This is a genomic window from Rhodohalobacter sulfatireducens (assembly GCF_022012475.1).
Classification (GTDB): Bacteria; Bacteroidota; Rhodothermia; order Balneolales; family Balneolaceae; genus Rhodohalobacter; species Rhodohalobacter sulfatireducens.
The window spans coordinates 1-24028 of the sequence record NZ_JAKLWS010000024.1; the positions used below are offsets into that span (position 1 = coordinate 1).

At 40.1% G+C, this 24028-nt stretch carries 24 protein-coding genes; 15 read left to right on the forward strand and 9 right to left on the reverse strand.

Features of this window, described 5'->3' with window-relative positions:
* Nucleotides 1–225 precede the first annotated feature (225 nt).
* The 3 genes from L6773_RS15360 (at nt 226) to L6773_RS15370 (ending at nt 1227) form a co-directional block, all read left to right on the forward strand.
* Nucleotides 226–462 (forward strand): GxxExxY protein, encoded by a 237-nt coding sequence (locus L6773_RS15360; protein WP_237855326.1) that lies wholly within the window; start codon nt 226–228, stop codon nt 460–462.
* Nucleotides 463–545: 83 nt separating this feature from the next.
* Nucleotides 546–737 carry a GxxExxY protein gene (locus tag L6773_RS15365; RefSeq protein ID WP_237855327.1) on the forward strand — a complete coding sequence of 64 codons (192 nt, stop codon included), beginning with the start codon at nt 546–548 and terminating at the stop codon, nt 735–737.
* Between the two features lie 184 nt (nt 738–921).
* Nucleotides 922–1227 (forward strand): TIGR03643 family protein, encoded by a 306-nt coding sequence (locus tag L6773_RS15370; RefSeq protein ID WP_237855328.1) that lies wholly within the window; start codon nt 922–924, stop codon nt 1225–1227.
* A 77-nt stretch (nt 1228–1304) separates the two neighbouring features.
* Here L6773_RS15370 and L6773_RS15375 read toward each other — a convergent pair whose 3' ends face one another.
* Entirely contained in the window at nt 1305–2444 is a 1140-nt protein-coding gene (locus L6773_RS15375; RefSeq protein WP_237855329.1) for a nuclear transport factor 2 family protein, read from the reverse strand.
* A 293-nt stretch (nt 2445–2737) separates the two neighbouring features.
* On the opposite strand from L6773_RS15375, the gene L6773_RS15380 reads away from it, so the two are divergent.
* Nucleotides 2738–4399: an N-acyl-D-amino-acid deacylase family protein gene (locus tag L6773_RS15380; protein WP_237855330.1), complete on the forward strand. Its 1662-nt coding sequence runs from the start codon at nt 2738–2740 to the stop codon at nt 4397–4399.
* Nucleotides 4392–5720 carry an AGE family epimerase/isomerase gene (locus tag L6773_RS15385; RefSeq protein ID WP_237855331.1) on the forward strand — a complete coding sequence of 443 codons (1329 nt, stop codon included), beginning with the start codon at nt 4392–4394 and terminating at the stop codon, nt 5718–5720. The genes L6773_RS15380 and L6773_RS15385 overlap by 8 nt, the downstream gene beginning before the upstream one ends.
* Nucleotides 5721–5919: 199 nt before the next feature.
* Here the strand turns inward: L6773_RS15385 and L6773_RS15390 are convergent, their stop codons facing one another.
* Together L6773_RS15390 and L6773_RS15395 are read right to left on the reverse strand one after the other, a co-directional pair.
* Entirely contained in the window at nt 5920–7419 is a 1500-nt protein-coding gene (locus L6773_RS15390) for a hypothetical protein (protein ID WP_237855332.1), read from the reverse strand.
* Nucleotides 7420–7584: 165 nt separating this feature from the next.
* Nucleotides 7585–8052: an META domain-containing protein gene (locus L6773_RS15395; RefSeq protein ID WP_237855333.1), complete on the reverse strand. Its 468-nt coding sequence runs from the start codon at nt 8050–8052 to the stop codon at nt 7585–7587.
* 181 nt (nt 8053–8233) lie between these two features.
* Between L6773_RS15395 and L6773_RS15400 the strand changes: the two genes are divergently transcribed.
* Entirely contained in the window at nt 8234–9913 is a 1680-nt protein-coding gene (locus L6773_RS15400) for a peptide MFS transporter (protein WP_237855334.1), read from the forward strand.
* A gap of 305 nt (nt 9914–10218) precedes the next feature.
* Here the strand turns inward: L6773_RS15400 and L6773_RS15405 are convergent, their stop codons facing one another.
* Nucleotides 10219–10902: an ankyrin repeat domain-containing protein gene (locus L6773_RS15405; protein WP_237855335.1), complete on the reverse strand. Its 684-nt coding sequence runs from the start codon at nt 10900–10902 to the stop codon at nt 10219–10221.
* Between the two features lie 238 nt (nt 10903–11140).
* Between L6773_RS15405 and L6773_RS15410 the strand changes: the two genes are divergently transcribed.
* Nucleotides 11141–11536 (forward strand): VOC family protein, encoded by a 396-nt coding sequence (locus tag L6773_RS15410; protein WP_237855336.1) that lies wholly within the window; start codon nt 11141–11143, stop codon nt 11534–11536.
* Here L6773_RS15410 and L6773_RS15415 read toward each other — a convergent pair.
* The 4 genes from L6773_RS15415 to L6773_RS15430 all read right to left on the reverse strand — a co-directional run bounded on the left by L6773_RS15415 (nt 11533) and on the right by L6773_RS15430 (nt 13640).
* Nucleotides 11533–12021, reverse strand: coding sequence for an ASCH domain-containing protein (locus L6773_RS15415; protein ID WP_237855337.1), 489 nt, complete (start codon nt 12019–12021; stop codon nt 11533–11535). The genes L6773_RS15410 and L6773_RS15415 overlap by 4 nt on opposite strands.
* A 46-nt stretch (nt 12022–12067) precedes the next feature.
* On the reverse strand, nt 12068–12412 hold the full coding sequence (locus L6773_RS15420; RefSeq protein WP_237855338.1) for a DUF6122 family protein: 345 nt from the start codon (nt 12410–12412) through the stop codon (nt 12068–12070).
* 26 nt (nt 12413–12438) lie between these two features.
* Complete coding sequence (locus tag L6773_RS15425; RefSeq protein ID WP_237855339.1) at nt 12439–12810, reverse strand: VOC family protein; 372 nt, start codon at nt 12808–12810, stop codon at nt 12439–12441.
* Nucleotides 12811–12905: 95 nt separating this feature from the next.
* Nucleotides 12906–13640 carry an FkbM family methyltransferase gene (locus L6773_RS15430; RefSeq protein WP_237855340.1) on the reverse strand — a complete coding sequence of 245 codons (735 nt, stop codon included), beginning with the start codon at nt 13638–13640 and terminating at the stop codon, nt 12906–12908.
* Between the two features lie 623 nt (nt 13641–14263).
* On the opposite strand from L6773_RS15430, the gene L6773_RS15435 reads away from it, so the two are divergent.
* From L6773_RS15435 to L6773_RS15445, 3 genes are read left to right on the forward strand one after another with little or no spacing between them, the layout of a single operon-like run.
* Nucleotides 14264–15304 carry a Gfo/Idh/MocA family protein gene (locus tag L6773_RS15435; protein ID WP_237855341.1) on the forward strand — a complete coding sequence of 347 codons (1041 nt, stop codon included), beginning with the start codon at nt 14264–14266 and terminating at the stop codon, nt 15302–15304.
* Nucleotides 15305–15334: 30 nt separating this feature from the next.
* Nucleotides 15335–16123, forward strand: a complete 789-nt coding sequence (locus tag L6773_RS15440) for a PIG-L deacetylase family protein (protein WP_237855342.1) — start codon at nt 15335–15337, stop codon at nt 16121–16123.
* 14 nt (nt 16124–16137) lie between these two features.
* Nucleotides 16138–17067, forward strand: a complete 930-nt coding sequence (locus tag L6773_RS15445; protein WP_237855343.1) for a sugar phosphate isomerase family — start codon at nt 16138–16140, stop codon at nt 17065–17067.
* 310 nt (nt 17068–17377) lie between these two features.
* Here L6773_RS15445 and L6773_RS15450 read toward each other — a convergent pair whose 3' ends face one another.
* Complete coding sequence (locus L6773_RS15450; RefSeq protein ID WP_237855344.1) at nt 17378–18808, reverse strand: amidohydrolase family protein; 1431 nt, start codon at nt 18806–18808, stop codon at nt 17378–17380.
* Between the two features lie 588 nt (nt 18809–19396).
* On the opposite strand from L6773_RS15450, the gene L6773_RS15455 reads away from it, so the two are divergent.
* The 5 genes from L6773_RS15455 to L6773_RS15475 all read left to right on the forward strand — a co-directional run bounded on the left by L6773_RS15455 (nt 19397) and on the right by L6773_RS15475 (nt 23889).
* Nucleotides 19397–20044 carry a hypothetical protein gene (locus tag L6773_RS15455; RefSeq protein WP_237855345.1) on the forward strand — a complete coding sequence of 216 codons (648 nt, stop codon included), beginning with the start codon at nt 19397–19399 and terminating at the stop codon, nt 20042–20044.
* Between the two features lie 61 nt (nt 20045–20105).
* The gene (locus L6773_RS15460; protein WP_237855346.1) at nt 20106–20894 is read left to right on the forward strand and encodes a hypothetical protein; all 789 of its coding nucleotides are present in this window, start codon (nt 20106–20108) and stop codon (nt 20892–20894) included.
* Nucleotides 20895–21147: 253 nt separating this feature from the next.
* Nucleotides 21148–21651, forward strand: a complete 504-nt coding sequence (locus L6773_RS15465) for a P-loop nucleotide/nucleoside kinase family protein (RefSeq protein ID WP_237855347.1) — start codon at nt 21148–21150, stop codon at nt 21649–21651.
* 89 nt (nt 21652–21740) lie between these two features.
* Complete coding sequence (locus L6773_RS15470; protein ID WP_237855348.1) at nt 21741–22331, forward strand: Crp/Fnr family transcriptional regulator; 591 nt, start codon at nt 21741–21743, stop codon at nt 22329–22331.
* 79 nt (nt 22332–22410) lie between these two features.
* Entirely contained in the window at nt 22411–23889 is a 1479-nt protein-coding gene (locus L6773_RS15475) for a nitrilase-related carbon-nitrogen hydrolase (protein WP_237855349.1), read from the forward strand.
* The last annotated feature ends 139 nt before the right edge of the window (nt 23890–24028 follow it).

The following is a 24028-nucleotide window of genomic DNA, read 5'->3' on the forward strand; positions in this document are numbered from 1 at the left end:
AGGAAGTGATTTATCTACGTGCCCTGGCTTATGAAATGTCTCAGAAAAAGCTGGATTTCGAACGGGAACTAGAAGTTGGATTGTTAATCAATTTCAGATCTTAAAGTTTAACATTTAAAAGATTGGTCCTCTCAAAGAAAAATCCGTGAAATCCCAAAAAATCCGCGATTCCCACACTGAGATTTTTTCAAAACATCCTGAACCACAGATTAGATGGATTAAAAAATGAACACAGATCTAAAACACAGCCAGATTACAGAAAATATAATCGGGGCTTCGTTTGAGGTACATTCATTCTTAGGGAATGGTTTCCAAGAAGTGATTTATCAACGTGCCCTGGCTTATGAAATGTCTGAGAAAAAGCCGGATTTCGAACGGGAACTAGAAGTTGGATTGTTAATCAATTTCGGATCTAAAAGTTTAACATTCAAAAGATTGGCCCTCTCAAAGAATAATCGGTGAAATCCCAAAATCCCAAAAATCCGTGATTCCCACACTGAGATTTTTTCAAAACATCCCGAACCACAGATTAGACGGATTAAAAGATGAACACAGATCTAAAACAAAGCCAGATTACAGAAAATATAATCGGGGCTTCGTTTGAGGTACATTCATTCTTAGGGAATGGATTTCAGGAAGTGATTTATCAACGTGCCCTGGCTTATGAAATGTCTGAGAAAAAGCCGGTTTTCGAACGGGAACTGGAAATTGGATTGTTAATAAATTTTGGATCTTAAAGTTTAACATTTAAAAGATTGGTCCTCTCAAAATTAAATCCGTGAAATCCCATAATCCGCAAAATCCGCGATTCCAATACTGAGATTTTTTTCAAAAGATCCGAAAAAAACCTTTTAAGAATATCGAACGGTGTAGAATCAAATTTACTTATGAAGGCAATAGCAACCAAGATTTCTACAATTTATGAGCACAGACTATAAAGAAGATTATAACCTGAAATCCCACGAAGCAGACCGAATTATTGGAATGGCGTGGGAAGATAGAACACCGTTTGAAGCCATTGAAGTACAATTCGGCTTATCTGAAGATGAGGTGATCGATTTTATGAGAAGAAACCTGAAAGAGAAGAGTTTTCGCCGATGGAGACGAAGAGTTTCGGGACGAGAAACCAAACACAGAAAACTTCGAAAAGATGAAGTCAATCGATTCGTCTCCCCTGCACAGAACCCGATTACGAACAACCGAATTTCCAAGAAGAAGTATTCTTGACTGATTTTCACCGAATACTTATTAGATATAAAAAAAGCGCTGTATCTAACACAGCGCTTTGAAGTTAATTTTTACAATTAATTCATGGATGGCATGCCATCTCCATCAGGCATGGGAGCAAAATTGGAGTGAACCAATTTCCAACCACCATCCTCTAACTGCCATACTTCGGATGCTCGGGTATGATAATCGACTTCATCACCAGAGTCATTCATGGTATAATTTCCTGTACTTGTATAAGTGGTGATTGCCGTGTCCATCGATTCATTGAAATGTACATCAATCTCATCTACTTCCCACTCATTCCAAGTAAAGCTTGTGTTTTCCATGGGCTCGTCAATAGCCATGCATGGGTTCATGTTTGAAGTACAACCAATCATGCTCATCGTTTCCGGCATGAATTTCAAACTGCCCTCCGTATCATTCGTCATTGTATAACCAATACGTTCTTCAGTGTAAGCTTTGATTGAATCACTCCACGCTTCTTGATTACTTGATCGCCAATAAATTCCAGCATTTCTTTGATATGCTGAGGGTCCGGCTGCATAATTCATCGCCTGTAACTGGCTCTCGAGGGCTTTTTCAAAATCACCGGCTTCAGCATAGTGTTCAGCCCTGGAGTCGTAGGCATTGGGTCCGTCATGCATTGCTATGGTTTTCTCAATCGTTTCTATGGCCATGTCCAGGTCAAATTCTATGTCATCATTAAAGCTATAACTATAAGAAATCATATTGTACGCAGATGATGCGTAATCTGAAAACTCTTCTGCATACTCCTCAAGAGCGGCCATCTGATCTTCACTTGCCATAGCTCCCCAGAATTGAAATAGAGGGATTTCCGGATGGTCACTCGCTGCACTCATTCTAACTCCTTGCCAATCATCTTGTGCATTGACCATAATAGTATACCATACCATTTCAGTCTCCGAAAGATTTGATGTATCTAAATTTTCAAGCTGTTCAGCCCGATCTCCAAAGTTGCCAGCCATAGCTGCATTAATTTTCAGCAGTTTGGCTGAACCACAATCCGGATCAACCATAAGGGCGGCATTTGCCATACCTACTGCAAATGGTGTTTCAAGATTTACCATGTGAGCTATCGCCTGATCGGTGATATCCGATGCCGTTGAGTTGCATGATTTTCCCGGTAACCATTGTCCATATGCAATATTTGCAGATAAAAAGCATATAGAAATCGTTAATATGATATTTTTCATAATTGTACTCTTTTTTTAAAAGCCCTTAAGAAGTGCCGGGCAGTGATTGTTTTTCAGAAATCAAGGTTTGCTTTTGTAAACTCTGATCCCCCTTTTTTTTACAATCATTAATAAACGCTAAATCCACTGAATATCCTAATTGATTGTTTTTATTAAGGTTTTCTAATTTTTGAAATAATGATTGCTAAACCAATTTACCTGGCTATTTGATTTTCATTTCTGTTTGAGTTCAATTTCTTTAAACACCATATTCTAGGTATTCTGGTTTAACCTTCATTTTATTCTATAAATACATGAACAGGCCTTTCATTCTACTTGCAATTTTTTTGTTGATTGTTGTCTCTTGTAATCAACCGGAGCATTATGAAATCATCATTCAAAACGGGCAAATTTTAGACGGCTCAGGCGAGCCGTCCTATTGGGGGGATCTTGCCATCAATGCAGATACGATAGCTGCTGTCGGAGATCTATCAAATGATACTGCAGACACTCTGATTAATGCCGAGGGAATGGCAATATCTCCCGGGTTTATCAATATGCTGAGTTGGGCGAATGTTTCACTATTACACGACGGTCGTTCCTTGAGTGATATTTCACAGGGAGTTACACTGGAAGTGATGGGTGAAGGTTCTTCTATGGGGCCTTTAAACGAGGAAATGAAGCAGGAGATGCTGGAGGAGCAGGGAGATATCAAATTCGATGTTCCCTGGACAACACTCGGGGAATATCTTGATCATCTCACTGAGAATGGAGTTTCTACAAATGTCGCTTCGTTCGTTGGAAATGGGACATTAAGACAACATGTTATTGGCTATGAGAATAGAGAAGCCACACCTCAAGAGATTGATCAAATGAAAGACTTATTAAGAACAGCAATGGAAGAGGGCGCAGTTGGCCTCTCCTCTTCCCTTCTCTATGCACCAAGTGGTTCAGCAGATACCGGGGAACTCATTGAGTTGGCAAAAGTGGCCGCTGAATATGACGGCATCTATATCTCACACATTCGGGATGAGGGAGAGAATCTATTACCATCGCTTGAGGAGTTGATTGAAGTAGCACGCGAAGCAGATATTCGCAGCCAAGTGTATCATTTAAAAGCATCCGGCGAAAGTAACTGGCATAAAATGGACGATGCCATTCAGATGATCCAAGATGCACGCGATGAAGGATTACAAGTGACGGCTGATATGTATAACTATCCTGCCAGTTCAACGGGCCTCCATGTACAACTCCCGGATTGGGTTCGCGAAGGCGGTGTGGATGCAACTATTGAAAGACTTGCAAATCCAGACCTCCGTGAGCAAATTTTGAACGATATAGAGTTCACTCATACTCCTGATAAAATTCTGCTCGTAGGTTTCAGAAATCAGGATCTCAGAAATTACCAGGGAATGTATTTGTCAGACGTTTCGGAACAACTCAATAAATCCCCTGAAGAAACGATGATCGACCTGATTGTGGAAGATGACAGCCGAATCCAGGTTGTTTATTTTTCTATGTCGGAAGAAAACATGCATAAAAAAATCCGGCAGCCGTGGATGAGTTTCTGCTCCGATGCCGGCTCTTATGCTCCTGAAGGTGTTTTTTTGAACTACAGCACACATCCCAGGGCATATGGATCATTCGCCCGGTTATTGGCTAAATATGTCAGGGAAGAACAGGTCATTCCTCTCGAAGAAGCAATTCGTAAAATGACATCACTCCCGGCATCAATCTTGAAAATAAAAAAACGCGGATCTCTTCAACCCGGCTATTTTGCCGATCTTGTAATTTTCGATCCCGAGTCAATTCAGGATCACGCAACCTTCGAGGAGCCTCATCAACTGGCCACCGGAGTTGAACACGTATTTGTAAACGGTAGTCATGTTTTAAGAAATGGTGAACACACAGGAGCATTGCCAGGAAGAGTTGTTCGGGGACCCGGATATCAACAATCGGATGAAATAGATGAATAGTTTATTTCGGAACATTTTCAGTAAAAAAAGAGAGGTATCTGCAGATGCTGAAACTCTTTCCCGACTGAAAGATGAGATAGAGCAATTACTGGTAAAAGAGGTCGATGCCTGGTACCCGGCATCAATTGATACTTCGTACGGTGGCTTTTATACAGACTTGGATTACAAATTTGAACCTGATGGTGATCAGAAAAAAACAATCATTCACCAGGCTCGACATTTGTGGGCAATTTCAAGGGCCTGCAGTAGATATCCTTCAAATAATTCCTATAGAGAATATGCAGATCATGGTTTCAGTTTTATTTCACAGAAATTTTGGAATAACAAAAGCGGTGGCTTTTACACTGAGTCAGATCGAAATGGAGTCCTGGTCAGAACGGATATTCCCATGTCGGCTTTTGGCCAGTCTTTTGCGATATATGGTATTGTTGCTTATCACCGGGTTTCCCAAAAACCTGAAGCCCTGAAGCTGGCAATTGATACTTTTCACTGGCTTGAGAATTATATGTATGATAAAGAGTTCAAAGGCTATTTTTCTTACATAGATCAAAATAGAAAAATCATCGAGCGGCCCGGTGTTGGATCTGTATTGGATGGGAACTGTTTAAAAGGTGTGAATTCAATACTACACTTAGTTGAAGCATATACAGAGCTATACAAGATCTGGCCGGATCCACTGCTTCGTGTACGAATTTCTGAATTACTAGATCTGATCCAGTCTAAAATGATTCAACCAAAAGGATATCTCCATAACTATTTTGACAAGGACTGGACACCCGTTAGGATAAAAAAACGTACTAAATCACATGTAAGAAATTTTCTGTATCTCGAACATGTATCATTCGGGCACGATGCAGAAGCAGCATTTTTGATGTCGGAAACTGCCAAATTGCTAAAAAATCGGAATTCGAATAAAACTTTGGTGAAAGCTAAGCTGCTTACTGATCATTCAGTTACATATGGCCTTGACCGGAGAAAAGGCGGATTGTTTAAAAATGGATACTATTTTGATAGAAGAAGGAAACCAACCCCGATGGATAGATCAAAAATTTGGTGGATCCAGGCTGAAGCTTTGTACACTTTTCTGCTTTTTTCTTCACTTTTTCCGAAGGATGAACAAAACTATTTTGAAATATTCCATCAACAGCTGCTGTATATAAAAAAATACTTCATCGATTATAAATATGGCGGCTGGTTTGAGCAAGAGTTAGACAAGTCCCAAAAGCAAAAAAGAACACCAAAAAGTCACGAATGGAAAGCGACTTATCATACCTATCGTGCGCTTGAGAATTGTGTTGAGTTACTTGATGAAATGTTATGAGATAATAAAATAAGATAAGAGTTTGTTAAGGATTGTCCCCCTTTGAAGGGGGCAATGGGGGATGAAAAGTCGTTAATTCAAAGCTTAACAATGAATATTTGAGTTAAATCTTAGCTCAGAGTGTCATCCCCCTGGACTCTAATGAGCCACTTCCCCCTTCGAAAGGGGATTTTTTAGACTTATTTGTGTATCTCTCACGTTAATTTAGCGTTAAAGTTCTTGCCTGCTCTTTCCCAATCAAAGACCTTCTCCGCTCTGGAGTGCGTTCCAACTGTTTTTCGTAAGCATCGATTGCCTCGTTGTTTCTTCCAAGTTCCGTTAGAACATCACCTAATAGTTCATAAGAAGGTTTTACAATCGTTGGCGGGCCAAAACTGACCGGGAGTTCAGATTCAGCTATTACAGCCTTCTCTAAAAGTTCTAATCCTTCCTCGTGTTCACCATTCTCAATCAATAATAAACTTTCAATTTGCATGATTTGAATATCCAACTCCTCATCCTCATTGTACATACTACTGACATTCAAACTCTTCAGGTCTTCAAGGAATTGAGTTGCTTCGCTGATGTTATTGTTTTTTAGGGCAGCCAGGGCTGATGTAAAGTAATAATTCCTGCCGGCAGTGGTTTCTGTTGAAAAATCCTCCTTCCATTCATTGATTGATTCCCAATTCTCAGTATCAATTATTTGATGTGACATCATCACCCCATAATGCCAAAGCTCTCCAAACAAATTATCTCCGGACCCCTCTCCTTCAACCCGCTCTTTACAGGTACGGAGAATATCCATAGCTTCGCCAGCTTCACCCTTTTGAAGGTAACCATACTGTAACCACCAAGGATAGTGGCCGCACACCGTTGTTTTTTCATTCAGTTCTTTTTGTCGATCTGTTTGAACTCGTCGGGCAATAATATTTGCATCCACTACGTCCTCCCACATTCCCAAAGCCAGGAAAATATGAGAGGTCATATGTTGAGCGTGAGCCGCAGCGGGTGCGATTTCTGAATATACTCTTGCCATCGGCAAGCCCAACGGAGCATGAACAGGATCGTCAAAGGAATGGATAAGATAGTGTGCTGCTCCGGGATGTTTTTGGTTTTCAGTCCAAATAGGCAAAAGTTCTCCGGCTGCATACATGTAGATCGAATAATCTCGCCCCTCATGAGCAGTGCCAAGTATAGATAATCCGTAAAACGCAGCAGCTTCATGGTCATCCGGGTAGGTATTATGTAAATCTTCCATAGCATCCCGGTACAAGAAATCGCGCTCATTTTTACTTTTATCTTCAGATTCAGATGTATTCCCGTACAACAACTCCACAGTCATCAGATAATCTTTTTCCCGTTGCGTAGGCGCATTTGCCTGTCGTTCCTCCACTGAGTCCCCCAGTTTTTCCAGTACTCTCCGTGCTTCATTACGATCCTGCTGCATCCAAATTGGATGATTATGTGTCATCGCTTCACCCCAGTAAGCCAGTGCAAAATCAGGATCCGTTTCCTGGGCGCGACGAAAAGCGCGGGCTGCATCTTCATATTCAAAATTGTGAAGGAAGAGAACACCTTCAATAAAATCTGACTGAGCAGCGGTGGATCCTGAATTGGGAAAATTAATTTCACCAAGAAGATTTTGCTGTGCAGAAAGTGGTTGATAATATAGTAGGAAGGAAATGATGAGGAATAATATTGAGGAAGGTTTTTTCATGTAATTGAAGTTAAATTATCATCTGCTTTTTAAGTATAAATTTTGAGATGGATAGAGAGACAAGTTGTTACACCTTTATATGTACTTATTTAACGAATATAAAACAACCGGATCAATTTACCACTTTACCCGGGTCAATTAGTCTGAAAACTATTCTGATTGAATTTATTCAAGCCGTTCATTAAAAATGAGAATACCCAGTTTGTCATATAATAAAATCAGGCGACCATCTTCCAGTTCGTACTTTTTTACTTTTGTAATTGCACCCGCGAACTCCTCTCCCCAAGAGGGTTGGCGGCAAAGTGCTTCGGTTATATAAAACTCACCTACTGTGATTTTACCATCATTCTTAGCCGCATATTTTCCACCGTAATGATTGCATGCTGCTTCCCCTGCAAATTCCGACTCGTTTAAAAAGCGCAGTGTGTGAACCTCATAATCATATAAATCTAATTCATTACCATTACTGTCGATAAATGTCACCAGCTCCCAGGGCCTTTCGAGTGTTATACGATCAGTTGTATGGTGTCTGCCAAAATCTGAACAGGAAAAAATGAAGAGCAATAAAAGAACCAGGCTGTTTTTTTGACTGATCAAAATGCCGAGGTGTGATTTTTCTTTTTCAATGGGCATACATTTTCACGATTAACTTAAATGATTCAAATAGTTAACTGTACTACACTTTAGAAATTGGAATTACCTATCAGTTTAACTCTGCACGCTCGTCAATCGCTTCTTGCAACGAAGTAGCTGTTTAGGTATCATGCTCCTTTTTGAGCACTTATTGGAAACGCTAATCAAAACATCTTAATACATGGCCGACGCTACGCAAACTTCTCAAAATGATTTTTTTGGTCATCCGCGGGGATTATCAACTCTATTCTTTACGGAACTCTGGGAACGCTTTAGTTACTACGGAATGCGGGCCCTGCTGGTTCTTTATATGACCGCAGAAACGATGACCGCAAATCCCGGGCTTGGGTTTAGCGTTGGAAAGGCTACAGCAATTTACGGGCTGTATACATTTTTTGTATACGTACTTTCACTACCCGGAGGCTGGGTTGCTGATAAAATGTGGGGACAGCGTAAAGCCGTATTTATTGGCGGTTGTATTATTGCAGGCGGTCATTTTAGTATGGCGATACCCACCATTGAGTTCTTCTACCTGGGATTAGCCCTGATTGTGATTGGAACCGGACTATTGAAACCAAACGTCAGCTCTATGGTTGGTGACCTGTACCCCGAAGGCGGTGCACGACGAGATGCAGGTTTTTCTATCTTTTATATGGGAATTAACTTCGGTGCCATTTTAGGTCCCCTGCTTTGCGGCCTTCTCGGTGAAGGATACAACTGGCATTACGGTTTTTCTCTTGCCGGTATTGGGATGGTTTTAGGTTTGATTTCGTACAAAATCGGCGGTAAATATTTGGGTACAGCCGGCGACCTTAAAACGGGTGAATCTCAAGAGATTATTAAAAAACGAAGTCAGCGTTTTTATGTTGGAATTTCAATTTTTGCAGCTATTCTCGTTGTACTTGGTTTTCTAATGACTTCAGGTGTAATCAGTATTACCCTGGCTACACTTGCAGAGTATCTTGGCTATGCAGCCGTTGCTATTACAATCGGATTTTTTGCTTATATCATATTTTTTGGTGGACATACCACTGATGAGAAGAAGAAACTTGGTGTTATTTTCTGGCTCTTTATCCTGGCAGCTTTGTTCTGGAGTGGATTTGAACAAGCCGGTTCTTCCTTAAACCTGTTTGCGGCGGATCTTACTGACCGTTCATTTGGCCCGAGTGAGTTTCTGTCCAGCTGGGGAGCACTATTTATTACACTGATCATTGCCATCCCATCTTTTTATGCTGCTTACAGGGTGATTCAAAATGATAAAATCTGGAAGTTGGCGAAGGTAGTTGTCGGAGTTTCATCCGTAGCTGTAATTGCACTTCTATTTTGGATGTTTTACAATATGGGTATCGGTTGGCAAATTCCTGCTAGTACATTGCAACTTATTAATCCACTCTTCATCGTAATTTTTGCCCCTATTTTTGGATTTATGTGGACCTGGCTTTCCGCAAGAAATGCAAATCCATCGATTCCTGTAAAGTTTGGAATGGGGCTTTTTGGTCTCGCAGCCGGATTTTTTGTCCTGTCCTGGGGTGCAGCAAATGCCACTGAGGCCAATCCTGTTTCCCCCGCCTGGTTGGTGGTTACCTATTTCCTTCATACAGCCGGTGAACTTTGCCTCTCTCCTGTGGGTCTATCTTCTATGACAAAACTGGCGCCAAAATCACGAGTCAGCCAAATGATGGGAATTTGGTTTGTAGCGGCCGCTCTTGGCAATCTTTTTGCCGGATTGATTGCGGGACAGCTTGAAACACTCGCTCCAGACAGCCTATTCTGGAATGTAGCACTCATTATTGGCGGTGGTGGAATTGTAGCCCTGTTAGCTGCCCCACCCGTTCAAAAATTGATGGGCAATGTGGAGTAAAATTTAATCCCGCTCAGTCTGTCGCGACATTCAGGGAAGGCAAAATGCGTTTTCGACTCCGTTCCAACCAAAAAAAGGCCAGAACTGCACCTGCCTTTCAACAAGGTAGGCTCAAACTGACGTTAAAATAGATTTTGGCACAAATTGCTAACTTGCGCCAGTTATGATATCGAATGAGAAACCTTTATAGATAGATACTTAAAACCAAAAAGGCTTCCCCCGCAACAAGGGAAGCCTTTTTTATCTGACAGTAGTTGAGCAAAAAGAACAGACCTTCCGCTATGTTCGGAAGGATGGGTATGAGGTCACTGTACCTTGCTGTCTGCCAGATTTGAAGCTGTAATAGTAGGATTTGTAGCTAAAATTTCAGCCACAGATGTATGTCCATTTTGTTTTGCCCATTTCAATGCACTTTCTCCATTTCTGTTTACAAGGTCTTTTGCATCATTTCGCAATAACAGGTTTACCACGTCGTAATGGCCTTTGGCAGCGGCCAGCATAAGTGGAGTTACCCCTGTTTCACTCATTATATTGATGTCTGCTTGATTGGCTATAAGTGATGTCATGGAATCGTAATTACCTGTCAATGCAGCAATATGTGTGGGCGTCATCTTATCATTGTTGCCATAATTGGGATTGGCACCTGCTTGCAGAAGAATGTCTACTACCTGGTTTCTTTCATTGATGATCGCAATTGTTAACGGAGTGTTGTAGTGAGCATTCATTTCGTTAACATTTGCGCCCAGTTTGATCAGGCTTTTGACCATCTCTTCATTCCCTTCACTAATGGCATAGTGCAGAGCAGTATTTCCTTTATTGTTTTGAGCGTTGATATCCGCACCATCCTCAATAAATTTGTGAATTGAACTGATGTCATTCATTTTTAAAGCTTCGAACATCTTTTTTTCGTGATTCGATTGAGCAAATACACTAGAAGTAGCAAAAACAACTAAGATTGTAAGTATCGATATAACCTTATGTGTCTTCATAGTTAGGTCTCCGTTTTATTTGGGGTTTTGTTGAGTTGAGTTTTTATAGTTGAGCAAAATCATTTTTGATTTGTTTCGGGGTACGCCCTGTCTCCGAAAAAGGTTTCAAAATTATTTTCAAAAAAGCGGTTTTTTTTAATCTCCTTCCCATTTCTACCTTTTAGACGACGAAGTATTTAAAAAAGGTCTGATTTCATTACATTGGGAAGACGAGTAAAAAAGCCAAACGTTACATTTTATGTTTGATTTAATCTTCGACCATTACACGATCAGAGTAAAAGACCTCGACAGAAGTGCAGAGTTCTACCAAAATGTGCTCGGATTTTCCGAGATCGAGAACCGAACTCAAAAAGCACACATCCGATGGTTTTCCATGGGTGAAGGTCGTGAACTCCATATTGCAAAAGGAAATTCAGATATTATAAAAACAAATGTAGGTGTGCATATAGCCCTCCGCCTAAAAGATTTTGACGGATTTTTATCGCATCTCAACAGGTATAATATTAATCGGCACAACTCAAAAGGCATCCAGGACAGCATTACAACTCGGGCCGATGGCATTCGCCAGGTCTATTTCCAGGACCCGGATGGATATTGGATTGAGGTGAATGAGGCAGCTACTCTTGAAGATTAGTCGCTTTTATTCTTAGGATACACCACCTCAAATTGTTCAAAAACAATTGGCATATCCTCATCTACTTCGTAATAAGCACCGTCAAAAACCCGTTTATAATACTCCCAATGAGTCCTGCCCCAATACTCAAGTGAGCCATCTCCTTCACCTTCTAATGCCGCATGCTCGGACGTAATTTCCCGAAACTTCAATAGCTCAACATCTTTGGTCTGTATAATGCATTGAGCCGACCCTTTCCAATCCGTTACGATATTCAAATCTCCTTTATTGGGGATATCCAAACCTTGAATCTCCAATTTCCAAACGGAGGGAGAAGTTGCTCTTTTTTTACCTCTTAACACAAGTTCTGCACATTCATCTGCATCCTTTTGGTTATCACAAAAGTGCCAGGCGGGAATCCCTGTTACCAGTGATTGATCTGAAATCCCAAGATCATTCAGATAATTCCACCGCATCTCTTTCACTGAATTCTGCACTAAGCTCATCGAAAAAATTAATTGTTTGTATCTACTCTAACTTTAAGATCATAAATCAAACCAAACAATCCGTCCAGTCCAAAAACATATGAATCAAAAGACCCAGTCCCAGCAAGTGTATAATTCTCACTGAAGATGAAGCGCCGGTCTTTGTTGAAAAATTTTTATAAAGAAGTGGAATCAAAAACATCAAGAAGTAAAAAAGAATGGGAATAGATGTATGCAGCGGATGGAATCCGATTGAGCATCGGTTAGGATCATAGATCGGATCAGCTATGAGGTGATCAACATCTACGATCATCGTTAAAATCATTATCAAAGCAGCACTCCTCCACTTTTGATTGTAAAAGATAAATGCAACTACAAGAGGAACTGCAAAATGCAGAGCGATGTGAATCATTAAAAATAGGTTTAAATCCGTTTCAACTACATGTGCTGATCCACCAAAATCGGGTTCCCGTCCGGGTCTGCAATCACAAAACTGGCCGGACCTTCGGTATCTTCATCCGCCTCAATATCAAATTCGATACCTTTCTCTTTTAGTTCTTTTTGTAATTCGCGAACGTCTGTGAATGAATCCAGTTTTTCTGCATCCTGATTCCATCCGGGATTAAAGGTGAGGATATTCTTGTCAAACATCCCCTGGAACAGCCCGATGATGTGATCTCCGTTTTTCATGATAACCCAGTTCTGCTCGATGTCTCCACCAAACTCTTCGAATCCCAATTTTTCATAAAACTCTTTTGAAACATGGATATCTTTAACTGCCAAGCTGATTGAAAAAGCTCCTAATTGCATGGTTCTGTCTCCTATATTTGTAGTGAATTTACGTGAGTTTAATTCTTCCGGGAACTGTGCTGCACATCAAAGAAGCCCGAAAGTTGGTAAAATAATTATCTTGAACGCGGTAATCTCAAATACTTCTTATGGTAAAACTGAAAGAGATTGCTATGGTACTGGTCTAAAAAATCTCGATGGATGTAAAAACAATCTAAACCCGGAATCTCTTTAATCAAACAGTAATCGTTGTCTTCAAAAATAGATCGTAGTTTATCAGAAGGTCTCTCTATGGTAATAGATCGAAATTTGTATTCATTGAAATCAAATTCGCTCAATATTCTCTCTTCTGCACCTTCCACATCGATCGATAAATAGTCAATCACTTTTGGTGCATTATTCTCTTTTAAAACTTTCCGGAGTGTAGTTGTGTGTATTGATATCACTTCTCCCTTAAAGTCATCAGAAGCGGTGTTATCCAGGTCGTCATCAATGATCCCGCTCATAACGTGTCTCTGAATAAACTCAACCTCTCCTTCTTGTTGATCAAGACATACGTTCAGACAAGTTACATTCCTGTTTTTCTTTAAATCGTGAAACTGTTTCGGGTTAGCCTCAATACAAATTCCACTCCAGTTATAGTCAATTTCCAGCAAGTAGGAATTACTGATATGAAGACCGTCAAATGCACCGATATCTACGAAATATCCGTTTTCTTTCTCATTGAAAGCTTCCCCGTATACCCAAAAATCCTGACCCGCCTGCGAAATCGAAATTCGACGAAGATTCAGCTTTTTCCTAAAGATCTTTTTTGATGATACAGGTAATAATTTTCTTAAGAATTGAATCAAGTTGTTCTTTTTATGAGTTGAATCTGTTTTGCGGTTAAGATCTACCCAAGGAGTGTCCCCCCTCGAGAGGCTTGAAAAAATAAAGATTCTAAAGTAATCAGTTTCGTGGGATCAACCATGAAGAACCGATGGCCCGAAGGTATACGAAGACCAAAAGTTTGATATTACTAAGCTTCGTTTATCTTCATGACTTTGTGCCTAGGTGCCAAAAAAACTGATTGCTACATTTGTTAATCCCTTTTATCTCAGCCTCTTGTAGAGAATAATTCGTCCAATTTTAACTCAATCGCACAAAGCGTTAGTTGATAAAAATGCAGATTAAAAATCATTCCATCACCTGTCAATCTGCATCAATTTTCCTTTAATCTCAGAATCTATTCATAATCTAGTATTGGACCTATAATTACAAAAATGCTTTAGAAAGTTTAGAAGAGATAGAAATGAGCCCCTCCATAAAGCATTAAATATGAGTAGACTTTTTTTATCTAATAAATGGGACCGTATCCAGCAAAAACTTTGCAAAAGCTTTTGGTTATACCTGTTAATAATTTGTATCAGAGGTTTTATAAAAATACATTGAAATATTGAACCAAACTTGCAAAGCAGAATCAAAATCGATCCCTATGAGTAATTTAAATGTCGGTATCGTTGGCCTCGGGTGGGTGGCCGGCGCTCACATCGAAACGTTCAAGAATGTTACGGGAGCAAATGTAACGGCCGTATATTCGCGAAGAAACCTGGATGAAAATCAATTGCAAAAGCAGTATGGAATCCCTTTAAAGGCATACGATGATTTTGATGATATGCTTGCAGATCCTTCGCTTGATATTATTGACATCTGCACGGAACATCCGCTTCACGCCGAACAGGCAATTGCTGCTGCGAAGGCAGGAAAGCACCTGATAATCGAAAAACCGATCGCTTTAAACTACAAAGATGCCAAGTCTGTCGGTGATGCCATTCAGGAAGCCGGTGTACAAGCTTGCGTATGCTTTGAAGTCAGGTTTAGCGGCCAGGGATTGGCGATTCGTTCGATGATTGATGAAGGCCTTTTGGGTGACATTCATTATGGCGAGGTGGATTATTATCATGGCATTGGGCCTTGGTATAACCAGTACAAATGGAATATCAAAAAAGAGGAAGGCGGTAGCAGCCTTCTTACAGCCGGATGCCACGCACTAGATCTTTTACTTTGGTATATGGACGCTGAAGTGGAAGAAGTAACAAGTTATAGTAATCAATCCAAAAGCCCGCATTTTACGCCATACGAGTATGACACGACCTCGGTAACTCTGCTGAAGTTTAAAAACGGCCGACTTGGCAAAGTCGCATCTGTCATTGATGCACTTCAACCGTATTACTTTCATATACATCTAACAGGAAGTGAAGGTAGCGTGCTCGACGATCAGTTTTACAGTTCAAAACTCAAGGGAACGACTAAAGATCGCTGGAGTCGGATAGCCGCACCACTGATCGATTCCGGTGATGTGGATGACCATCCGTACCAACCGCAATTCCAGGAATTTATTGAAAGCATAAATAGGAATGAACCCATGAAACTGACTGATTTCAAAACAGCTTTTTATTCTCATAAAGTTGCATATGCAGCGGACTTGTCGGCCAAAACCGGACGTCCTGTAAAACTGTCTGATTTGGATTCATAGAAATACCGGGTAAATCTCAAAAGCAGGTAAATGTCTAAAAATCATAAGAATAGCAATAATTCTGTGCTGGCCGTTGTAGCGCATCCCGATGATGCAGAATTTTTATGTGCGGGTACATTATCACTGCTTCATCAAAAAGGATGGCAGATTCACATGGCCACGATGACCGCAGGTGATTGTGGCTCTCGAAACCTACCGCCCGAAGAGATCAGTCGCATCCGAAAAACCGAAGCACAAAAAGCCGCCGATGTTATTAATGCAGGTTACAAATGTTTAGGAAGTAAAGATCTGTTCATTATGTATGACCGGTCAACTTTGTTAAAAGTTATCGAACAGATCCGCCGGGTAAAACCTGCAATTGTTCTGACTATGAGTCCGTCATGCTATATGGTGGATCACGAAACAACAAGTAAACTTGTGCAATCTGCCTGTTTTGCTGCCGGCATTGTAAATATTAAGACAGATCCCGTTTCGCCTTATTTCCATGTTCCACATCTGTATTATATGGACCCGATGGAGGGCAAAGATAAATTTGGAAACTTCATAGAACCGGGTTTTGTCGTGGATATCACACCGGTTATTGATACTAAAGAAAAGATGTTGGGCTGTCACGAAAGCCAGCGCAGTTGGCTGCAGGAACACCACGGGATGGATGAGTATATGGACACCATGAAGCAGATGTCGGCAGAGCGGGGAAATCTGGGTGGTGTGAAATACGGTGAAGGCTTCAGGCAGCATCTTGGCCACAGCTTTCCACAAGACAATCTTCTTCAAGAAGTGTTGGAAAATGGCGTAAAACCAATCAAACAAAAATCATAAGATCACTAGAAAAGATGGCACGCAAACAGAGTATAATGGCACCCGGTTGGTGGGATTTTACAACATTAGATGATCAACTGCTCAACGATGCAGCACGTCTGACTGAAAAAGATCTTCTCCAGCTCAGCCGCGATGGTTTCAAAGTTGTTTTTTATGAAACGCTTGAGGAGTTTTACCTGGCGGAAGCCCTTGAGTATATCAATGCCTGGAAACAGTCTTCCGGCAATGAACCAGCCGGCATTTGCGGGCCAATCGGACCTACAGAACAATTGCCACTTGTTGCCAGGCTGGTCAATGAACTTCAGATCAACCTGGAAAACGCACACTTTTGGGGAATGGACGAGTGGGTGGTAGACGGCAAAGATGTGGATGAAACTCACCCATTATCATTCAAAAAAGCCGATATGAAGCTCTGTTTTAACCGGATTGATCCTTCACTGAAGATGCCTGAAAGCAATCTGCATTTTCCGAAAGCCGACACTCGTGAATTTACAGAAAGCTGGGACGGGGTCAGGTGTGTGGTTATGCAGGGCGGTCAAGGAGAGATTAAGCACTGGGCGTTTAACGACCCGGTAAAAAGGGAAGGCAAATACAAGGATGCGCCTCCCAAACCAGAAGAATACCGGAAGTTAGGTACACGTGTTGTGGAACTTCATCCCTCCACAATCACTCAAAACGCAAGAACCTCCGGTGGCGGTGTGGTAACCGGTGTACCTACGTCGGCTGTTACGGTAGGCCCGGTTGAAACATGGAAAGCGGAAAAAGTATCAATCTGGCACGGAGGAATGCACGACAATCCGTTTGGAATGCGTCTAACTACACTCATGATCAGTAAGAAAATTGCAGATAGTTCCGTACCCATGTCTCTATTAAGTGATCACTCGAATGTGCAATTTAATTTTTACCGGCCGGCCATTAAAAGCTGCGATGTTGAGATGCATTGACATAGCAAATAAAGCTAATTCGGTATAAGAATTTTATATAACGTCAGTTTGAGCCTGCACTGTCAGCAGAAAGGCGCAGTTACGGTCGTTTTTTGGCCGGAATTACATGTGAAGTATTTTATCATTTTGTTCTTTGTTATCCCGAACTCACATATAATACATTTTTTCAGGCCTTACATACTGTTTGTTATTAGCTGATTCAAAACATGTCAGCTCTCTTTAACGGCTTCTTCTGCTGCTAATCTATCTGTATGTTCGATGTATCTACATTAACTCTACCCGGACTTGCCAGAGTCTGATGGATTGATTTTTATAGATCGCCAATCTCTATCAGTTTTCCTTTAATTACAATATGAGTTCTTGATCTCATATTAGATATATCTGCTGATGGATCCTCATCCATAATCACAATATTAGCAAACTTGCCCTGTTCAAGTGTTCCAAAATCATCAAATCTCTGCATCGCTTTGGCACCGTTTTGAGTAGCCATCACGATCAGGTCTGCGGGATCAATTCCTGCTTGCTGCATCGCTTCCATCTCGTCAAAAATGGAAATTCCATGCAGTGTACCCGGATTCCCGGCGTCGGTTCCAACTACAATGGGGATGCCTGCATCATAAACCTTCATCAAGTTTTTTGCATCTATTGGATTCACCCTGTGTTGGTCCGGATCAAAGTTTCTGAGATTTTCAAGAAATGCCTCGTTAAATCTCGGATGGTCACTAAATTGTGAAGCCGTTTCAATCAAGATCCTGGTTTTTTCATCAACACAGCCTTTCGGGTCGTAAATCTCCATTGGCGTAATACCGGCAGCTGCCTGGTAAGCTATTCTATATCCACTGCTAACGATAAGTGTTGGATTGTAAAATGTCTCATTCTCCTTCGCCAGTTCAATGAATTCATCATCTACTTCTCTGTCACTCACGCTGTGAACCAGCAATTTGGTGCCCTGCCTGAGTGCCGCTTTTGCCTGATTGAGTGAAGTAGCATGGGCTACCATCATATTCCCTTGTTGTCTGATCTCTTGTGCCGCCGCCTCTACCCTTTCCATATAATTGTCATCATCAGCCGCCAGCTGCCAAAATTTGATTCCGGTTGATCCCAATTCAGATAAATATTGAACTGTCTTTATCCCGGTTTCTGCACTGTTCAAATGTACAAGTACTTTATCGGATGGCAGGTCAAATGGCGCATTCAATGCAGGTGTAATCAGGGGCCCGGCAGCAGCAACGTGAGGTGCTTTTGGGTTCTGCTCTGCCTCTTCTTGAAAGTCGATGGACCAGCTAAAACCTCCCACATCATAAACCCCGGTTATACCCGAACACAAATAGGCGTTGTAATACCGTTTAGGATTCTGTTTTTGATAGGCTGCAACATCGGGATATGGAAAAGTATCAGTGAGGTCTAAAGCGTCCGGGCGACTGTCGAAGAAACCGGTTTGAAAGAAATGAACGTGGGAATCAATCAACCCGGGAGTGATAAATTTTCCATTGAGATCGATTACTTCTGCATCTGTTGGAACTTCGCAATCGGATTCAGTTCCAACGCAATCAATTCGCTGCTCATTGATGATGATTATGCTATTTTCGATAGGTTGTGAGCCAGTACCGTCAAAAAGTGTAGCACCTTTTATAACTGTTGTAGTTGATTGTGGCGCAGCATATGATTTATCTGATAGTGTCAGGAAGATAAATAATAGATACAGAACAATAGAAAAAGAGGTCAGATTGATTGGTTTCATAAATAATAGATCAGTTTTTACTTAAATAACAGTATCAAACTATAAAAACCAATAATGACTCAAAGTTTGAGCAACATTACAAATATCTTCAAATCTCAGGTTCCATTTTTAAACTGAACCATCTTTCTCAAATTTCCAGGATAATGCTCAATCCCTGATCGCTATTATTTACCTTTTAAGTTCAACTTATCTGCCAACATTTCGAGTTTTTTACCCGATCAACAGTCATATTCACCAGATAAGAAAATAAATGTCACTACACTTTAAGTACCAAATACAATCTCCTTACACTTTTTTAGGGCTGGCTTAGAAAGTGGTTTTGATTCTTAAAAATGCATTCTACACTTTTTTCAAAAAAGGAAGGACTGACATCAAGGGAATGGGTAAAAACGAATAAATTGTAGGTAGCCTCAAGCACCAGACCCTAAAAGTCCCAAATCTCACCAATAAGTCCGCAATTACATTTCAGGACGATTCAGCTGCATTTCCTATCTACCTTTGGATTGTAGATTCGATAAAGTGGATTTTTTAAGACTGAATCTATCAACAAACATCAAACCGATCATTTAATCATAAAAATTCAGAACCATGAAATACCTAATCTTTATTGTTTTTACACTGGCCTCATTTAGCGCTTATGCTCAAGAAAACTCGCCTGAGGGTAAAGAAACTGAAGTCACCCATAAATGGAGGGTAAGTATACCTTATATCGTTCCAGATGAGATTATCTATGGTTATGGCAAGCGTACAAGTATTCAAATGGTAGAATTGCATGTAAAACGTAAACTGGACAACAAAAACATTGTAGGTGTGAAGTTTGCCACCTGGCGATTGTTTCAACCCATGGGAATCACCTGGTGGGATGGTGTTGTCGATAAAATAGAGTCTGGGAGTGACTATTACGATGGATATTTAAGGGAAACAGGAATTGGCGTCTCATACCAACGCATGCTTTGGAAAGGGTTATTTGCTTCTGTTGAAGTCCTTCCGCAAATTCAAACCTACACTGATTTAGACGGTGAAAAAATCAAAAATGGATTTAAGCTTTATAACTCGCTTCATTTGGGTTATCACGCAGCATTTGGGAAGAAAAAACGATTTTTCATAGAACCTCAGGTTCATATCAACCAGTGGATGTTTGATAACAATTCTCCTGAAGGATTTAAGGAGTTTGATGACAAATATGGAAACGTCTTTCTTTTTGAGCCGAACATTTACTTCGGGTTTAATTTCTAAAATTTATACCTCATGTATCGTCCTTGTAATAATCACGACTAATTTGCTTAAATATTTTTAGATGAAACGAATCCATCTATTTGAATTTGAAGATTTTGCCTGGTTTCCCGAATGGCTGCGAAGATGCATGACGCGATTAATTATAGTTATGCACAAACTATTGGGAACCAGTAACAAGGTTGCTGGTTTGCTTGCTAAGGTTTTAAAAAAATCTGAATCATCAACTATTTTGGATTTATGTTCCGGAAGCGGTGGCCCCATGCCTGACGTTCTGGATATCCTGCGTGAAAAGCATTGCATGCCAAATATCAGTTTAGTCTTGACTGACCTCTATCCCGATACTGAAACAGCAGAATTTTATAACAGTCAAGGTGGAGATAACATCAACTATCTGACTATCCCCGTTGATGTTACTCAATTAGATGGCCAAATGGATGGACTCAGAACAATGGTTGGAAGTTTTCATCACTTGAAGCCTCAAGAGGCAAGAAAACTATTAACCACATTTCAAGAAAGTGCTAAACCTGTGTGCATCTTTGAAGTCAGCGATAATAGTACTCCCATAGCACTATGGTGGATAGCATTTCCCATTAACTTTATTATGACTTTTTTTATAACTCCCATGGTTAGACCCATGACTTGGCAGCAGCTTGTTTTTACGTATCTCATTCCTATTATTCCAATCTGTTTCGCATTGGATGGTGCTGTTTCAAATGCCAGAACCTATACCCTTAACGATTTAGATGAGTTATTAGATGGGATTGTTTCCGAAAATTATATTTGGGAAAAGGGAATTATTGAGGGGAAAACGAATCAGATTTATTTGTTAGGTATTCCTAAATATTCATGAAATTCATGACCAGCCCAACAACAAATATGCTCTGTGCCATTGTAAGGCTTAGTGAAAACTAGAAACTGAATGTTCATTAGGATAAGCGGATGTTCATACTTTGATGTTGACTCCCATTTCTTCATTTTATCCTGAATATTTCAGAATAACATGAATAAATCTTGCTTACGAAGCAAGGATAACCTCAACAGCGTTGATCATATGCCAATGTATGTGCAAGCAGGACGAAAAAAAATGAAATAAGAAAAACTGAATGAGTAAAATACATATTGTTTTTGGACCTCAAGGGTCAGGAAAATCAACATATTCAAAGAAATTAACAGGCGAAGTTAAAGGAATTCATTTGGCAATAGATAATTGGATGTGGAAATTGTATGGAGATGATCTTCCTAAAACAATGAATCTAAAATGGATAATGGAAAGAGTTGAAAGATGCGAAAAGCTAATATGGGAATTATCAAAAAATATATCTAATCGATGTGATGTGATACTTGATCTTGGATTTACTAAGCGAGAGAAAAGGAAATTATTCCAGCAATTAGCCGAAGAAAACGGTAAAGAGATTCAATTACACTATGTGTCTGCAAAACATCCAATTAGACGAAAACGAGTTTTAGATAGAAACGTGAATAGAGGTGAAACTTTCTCATTCGAAGTAACACCAGAAATGTTTGATTTTATGGAAGGGGAATTTCATAAACCAAGAGAAAGCGAATTAACGAATGCAGTAATAATAGATAACAACCCTAAAGAATAGAAGCCAGCACCTAACATTAGATAAGAAGTAATAGCTCCTTCGTCGCTACTACTCTTATTTTTCACCGTTGTAGCAAATAAAAGATAATCATGAATTTCGAACAGATTAAAGAACGAACAAGACCATTAGTCAACAAGGTGTCACCTATATCCGAGGGGTCTTTAGATTTGGTGAGTGACTTGATTGTAGTTGAAGTTTATGAAAAAGGAGAGGTGTTTATCGATAGAGGCAAAAATAATAACAAGGAATATTTTGTTTACGAAGGCGTCTGCCGGAGCTTTTTGCTAAGCCCGCAAGGTGAGGAAGTAACTATATCTTATTTTCTTGAAGGTGATGTACTCTCTCCGAATAAAACGAGAACAGCTAATCAAATATCTCACCTCAACTATCAAGCACTTACAAAGCTAACAGTAGCCAGTCTAAACGCTGACATGTTTGAGCAGCTCATGATAAACCATACTGACATTCGCGAGTTTGGTAATACGGTTTTACAAAATGAACTTCTTGCAAAAGTTGAAAAAGAAATAGCACTAGCCTCCCTGAACGCTAAAGAAAGGCTTATTCTTTTTAGAGAAAAATATCACTTTCTGGAAAATCTAATTTCACATGTTGACATCGCCTCCTATCTGGGAATTACAAATATTTCCCTAAGCAGACTTCGTAAAGGACTCTTGAAGTAAAATGCCATTCTTTAACAAATGTTAATGGAATTGAAATCAACATCATCAATCTTTGTAGTGAACTTAAAAACAAAGAAAGATGAAGAACTTTTCAAGTACCACCACACAAGGATTTAATATAAATCAAATTAATCCACTATGGTATCTCGCAATTGGAGTAGCTACCATGGCCCTAACTCACATGACCTTTAGTATTGAAGTCATGGCTTGGGTTTCAAGTGTTCCATTTTTAATTTATCTAAGTCTCACAGAAGGCTGGAAGTCAAGATTAACCTTTTTTCTCGCTTTGGTTTTGGCTTGGTCATTGGTTGTAACGAAGATTATTAGCGATCCAATTCCATTAATGCTGGTCTTCCTCTACTCGATTCCAATTAGTTTATTTCACCTGCCGGGATACTTGATCTGGAGCAAATTTAAAGATCAGAAATATGCGCTGTTTCTATTTCCTGCCGTCATGATCATAATGGAATGGATTCAATACACTTTTACACCTCTTGCCAGTTGGGGTGTAGCCGCTTATACCATGCACGATAATGTATCACTTATTCAAACAGTATCCCTGTTTGGGTTGGCCGGTCTAAGCTTTCTGATTTATTGGGTGAATGTCTCAATTGCCAATATTATCATCAAACGAAAAATCTCTATCCCAACATTTCAGCTTCCGTTAATTATGCTGTTTCTGTTCATTTTTTTTGGCTCCATCCGATACGATATGAGCAAAGCCAATGGCAGCGACACAATAACTGTTGCAGCAGTTGGAACAGACTCGGAGGCAAGTGGTTTACCATTGCCAACTAAGGTAAGAACTGAACAGACTAAAACTGCACTGTTTAAACGAACCAGAACTGCAGCGGAAGGTGGTGCTAAAATAATATCGTGGAATGAAGCTGCTATATTTATAATGCCTGAAGATGAGAAGGAATGGATAAACTCCATCAAGGAACTAGCCGCTGAACTCAATATCACTTTGGTCGCTTCTTATGTGTCACCTATTTCACAATCTCCCTTGAGGTACGAGAACAAGTACCAGTTTATCGATTCGTCAGGAAACATTACGCATACTTACCTCAAGCATCAACCCGTACCGGGAGAACCCGCTGTGCAGGGAAAGTCGCCTTTAAAAGTTGCTGATATAAAAGGAACAAAAGTCGGAGCGGCAATTTGCTATGATTATGATTTTCCGTATCTGGCAAAAGGATATGGTGAATTAGGGGCAGATATGGTTATTCTTCCGTCAAGTGATTGGAGAGGCATTGACCCTGTTCATACAGAAATGGCAGCCTTTAGAGCTGTTGAGCAAGGTCACTCGGTACTTCGTTCAACGCGTTTCGGGCTCTCTGCAGCAATTACACCATACGGTGAAATGGTTTCACAAATGAGCAGTTTTGACGATAATGATAAAATCATGTATTCACAACTTCCTACCAAAGGTGTAACTACTTTATACTCAGTTATTCAAGATAGCTTCGTCTACCTGTGTATTGGATTCTTACTGTCGTTCATGGCTATTGCGTATCGATCAAGAAATAAATTAAAACCTATAAAAAAAGATGATTGATATAAATAAATAGAAGTATGTTACTATTACTTGCTATAACAAAACCTAAACTGCATTAAAAAGCAGTTTAGCCAAATCGTTATACGGCATATTGAAATAATAAAATCCAATATCAACAGTGAAAAAAGCTCCAATATTT

What these genes read in the sequence shown, in the direction of transcription:
- L6773_RS15410 (WP_237855336.1), top strand. Translation starts at nt 11,141, where the DNA reads ATGTTTGATTTAATCTTCGACCATTACACGATCAGAGTAAAAGACCTC.
- L6773_RS15425 (WP_237855339.1), bottom strand. Translation starts at nt 12,810, where the DNA reads ATGCAATTAGGAGCTTTTTCAATCAGCTTGGCAGTTAAAGATATCCAT.
- L6773_RS15475 (WP_237855349.1), top strand. Translation starts at nt 22,411, where the DNA reads ATGAAGAACTTTTCAAGTACCACCACACAAGGATTTAATATAAATCAA.
- L6773_RS15380 (WP_237855330.1), top strand. Translation starts at nt 2,738, where the DNA reads ATGAACAGGCCTTTCATTCTACTTGCAATTTTTTTGTTGATTGTTGTC.
- L6773_RS15395 (WP_237855333.1), bottom strand. Translation starts at nt 8,052, where the DNA reads ATGCCCATTGAAAAAGAAAAATCACACCTCGGCATTTTGATCAGTCAA.
- L6773_RS15385 (WP_237855331.1), top strand. Translation starts at nt 4,392, where the DNA reads ATGAATAGTTTATTTCGGAACATTTTCAGTAAAAAAAGAGAGGTATCT.
- L6773_RS15470 (WP_237855348.1), top strand. Translation starts at nt 21,741, where the DNA reads ATGAATTTCGAACAGATTAAAGAACGAACAAGACCATTAGTCAACAAG.
- L6773_RS15445 (WP_237855343.1), top strand. Translation starts at nt 16,138, where the DNA reads ATGGCACGCAAACAGAGTATAATGGCACCCGGTTGGTGGGATTTTACA.
- L6773_RS15415 (WP_237855337.1), bottom strand. Translation starts at nt 12,021, where the DNA reads ATGAGCTTAGTGCAGAATTCAGTGAAAGAGATGCGGTGGAATTATCTG.
- L6773_RS15365 (WP_237855327.1), top strand. Translation starts at nt 546, where the DNA reads ATGAACACAGATCTAAAACAAAGCCAGATTACAGAAAATATAATCGGG.
- L6773_RS15360 (WP_237855326.1), top strand. Translation starts at nt 226, where the DNA reads ATGAACACAGATCTAAAACACAGCCAGATTACAGAAAATATAATCGGG.
- L6773_RS15440 (WP_237855342.1), top strand. Translation starts at nt 15,335, where the DNA reads ATGTCTAAAAATCATAAGAATAGCAATAATTCTGTGCTGGCCGTTGTA.
- L6773_RS15400 (WP_237855334.1), top strand. Translation starts at nt 8,234, where the DNA reads ATGGCCGACGCTACGCAAACTTCTCAAAATGATTTTTTTGGTCATCCG.
- L6773_RS15435 (WP_237855341.1), top strand. Translation starts at nt 14,264, where the DNA reads ATGAGTAATTTAAATGTCGGTATCGTTGGCCTCGGGTGGGTGGCCGGC.
- L6773_RS15455 (WP_237855345.1), top strand. Translation starts at nt 19,397, where the DNA reads ATGAAATACCTAATCTTTATTGTTTTTACACTGGCCTCATTTAGCGCT.
- L6773_RS15460 (WP_237855346.1), top strand. Translation starts at nt 20,106, where the DNA reads ATGAAACGAATCCATCTATTTGAATTTGAAGATTTTGCCTGGTTTCCC.
- L6773_RS15375 (WP_237855329.1), bottom strand. Translation starts at nt 2,444, where the DNA reads ATGAAAAATATCATATTAACGATTTCTATATGCTTTTTATCTGCAAAT.
- L6773_RS15405 (WP_237855335.1), bottom strand. Translation starts at nt 10,902, where the DNA reads ATGAAGACACATAAGGTTATATCGATACTTACAATCTTAGTTGTTTTT.
- L6773_RS15390 (WP_237855332.1), bottom strand. Translation starts at nt 7,419, where the DNA reads ATGAAAAAACCTTCCTCAATATTATTCCTCATCATTTCCTTCCTACTA.
- L6773_RS15450 (WP_237855344.1), bottom strand. Translation starts at nt 18,808, where the DNA reads ATGAAACCAATCAATCTGACCTCTTTTTCTATTGTTCTGTATCTATTA.
- L6773_RS15465 (WP_237855347.1), top strand. Translation starts at nt 21,148, where the DNA reads ATGAGTAAAATACATATTGTTTTTGGACCTCAAGGGTCAGGAAAATCA.
- L6773_RS15420 (WP_237855338.1), bottom strand. Translation starts at nt 12,412, where the DNA reads ATGATTCACATCGCTCTGCATTTTGCAGTTCCTCTTGTAGTTGCATTT.
- L6773_RS15370 (WP_237855328.1), top strand. Translation starts at nt 922, where the DNA reads ATGAGCACAGACTATAAAGAAGATTATAACCTGAAATCCCACGAAGCA.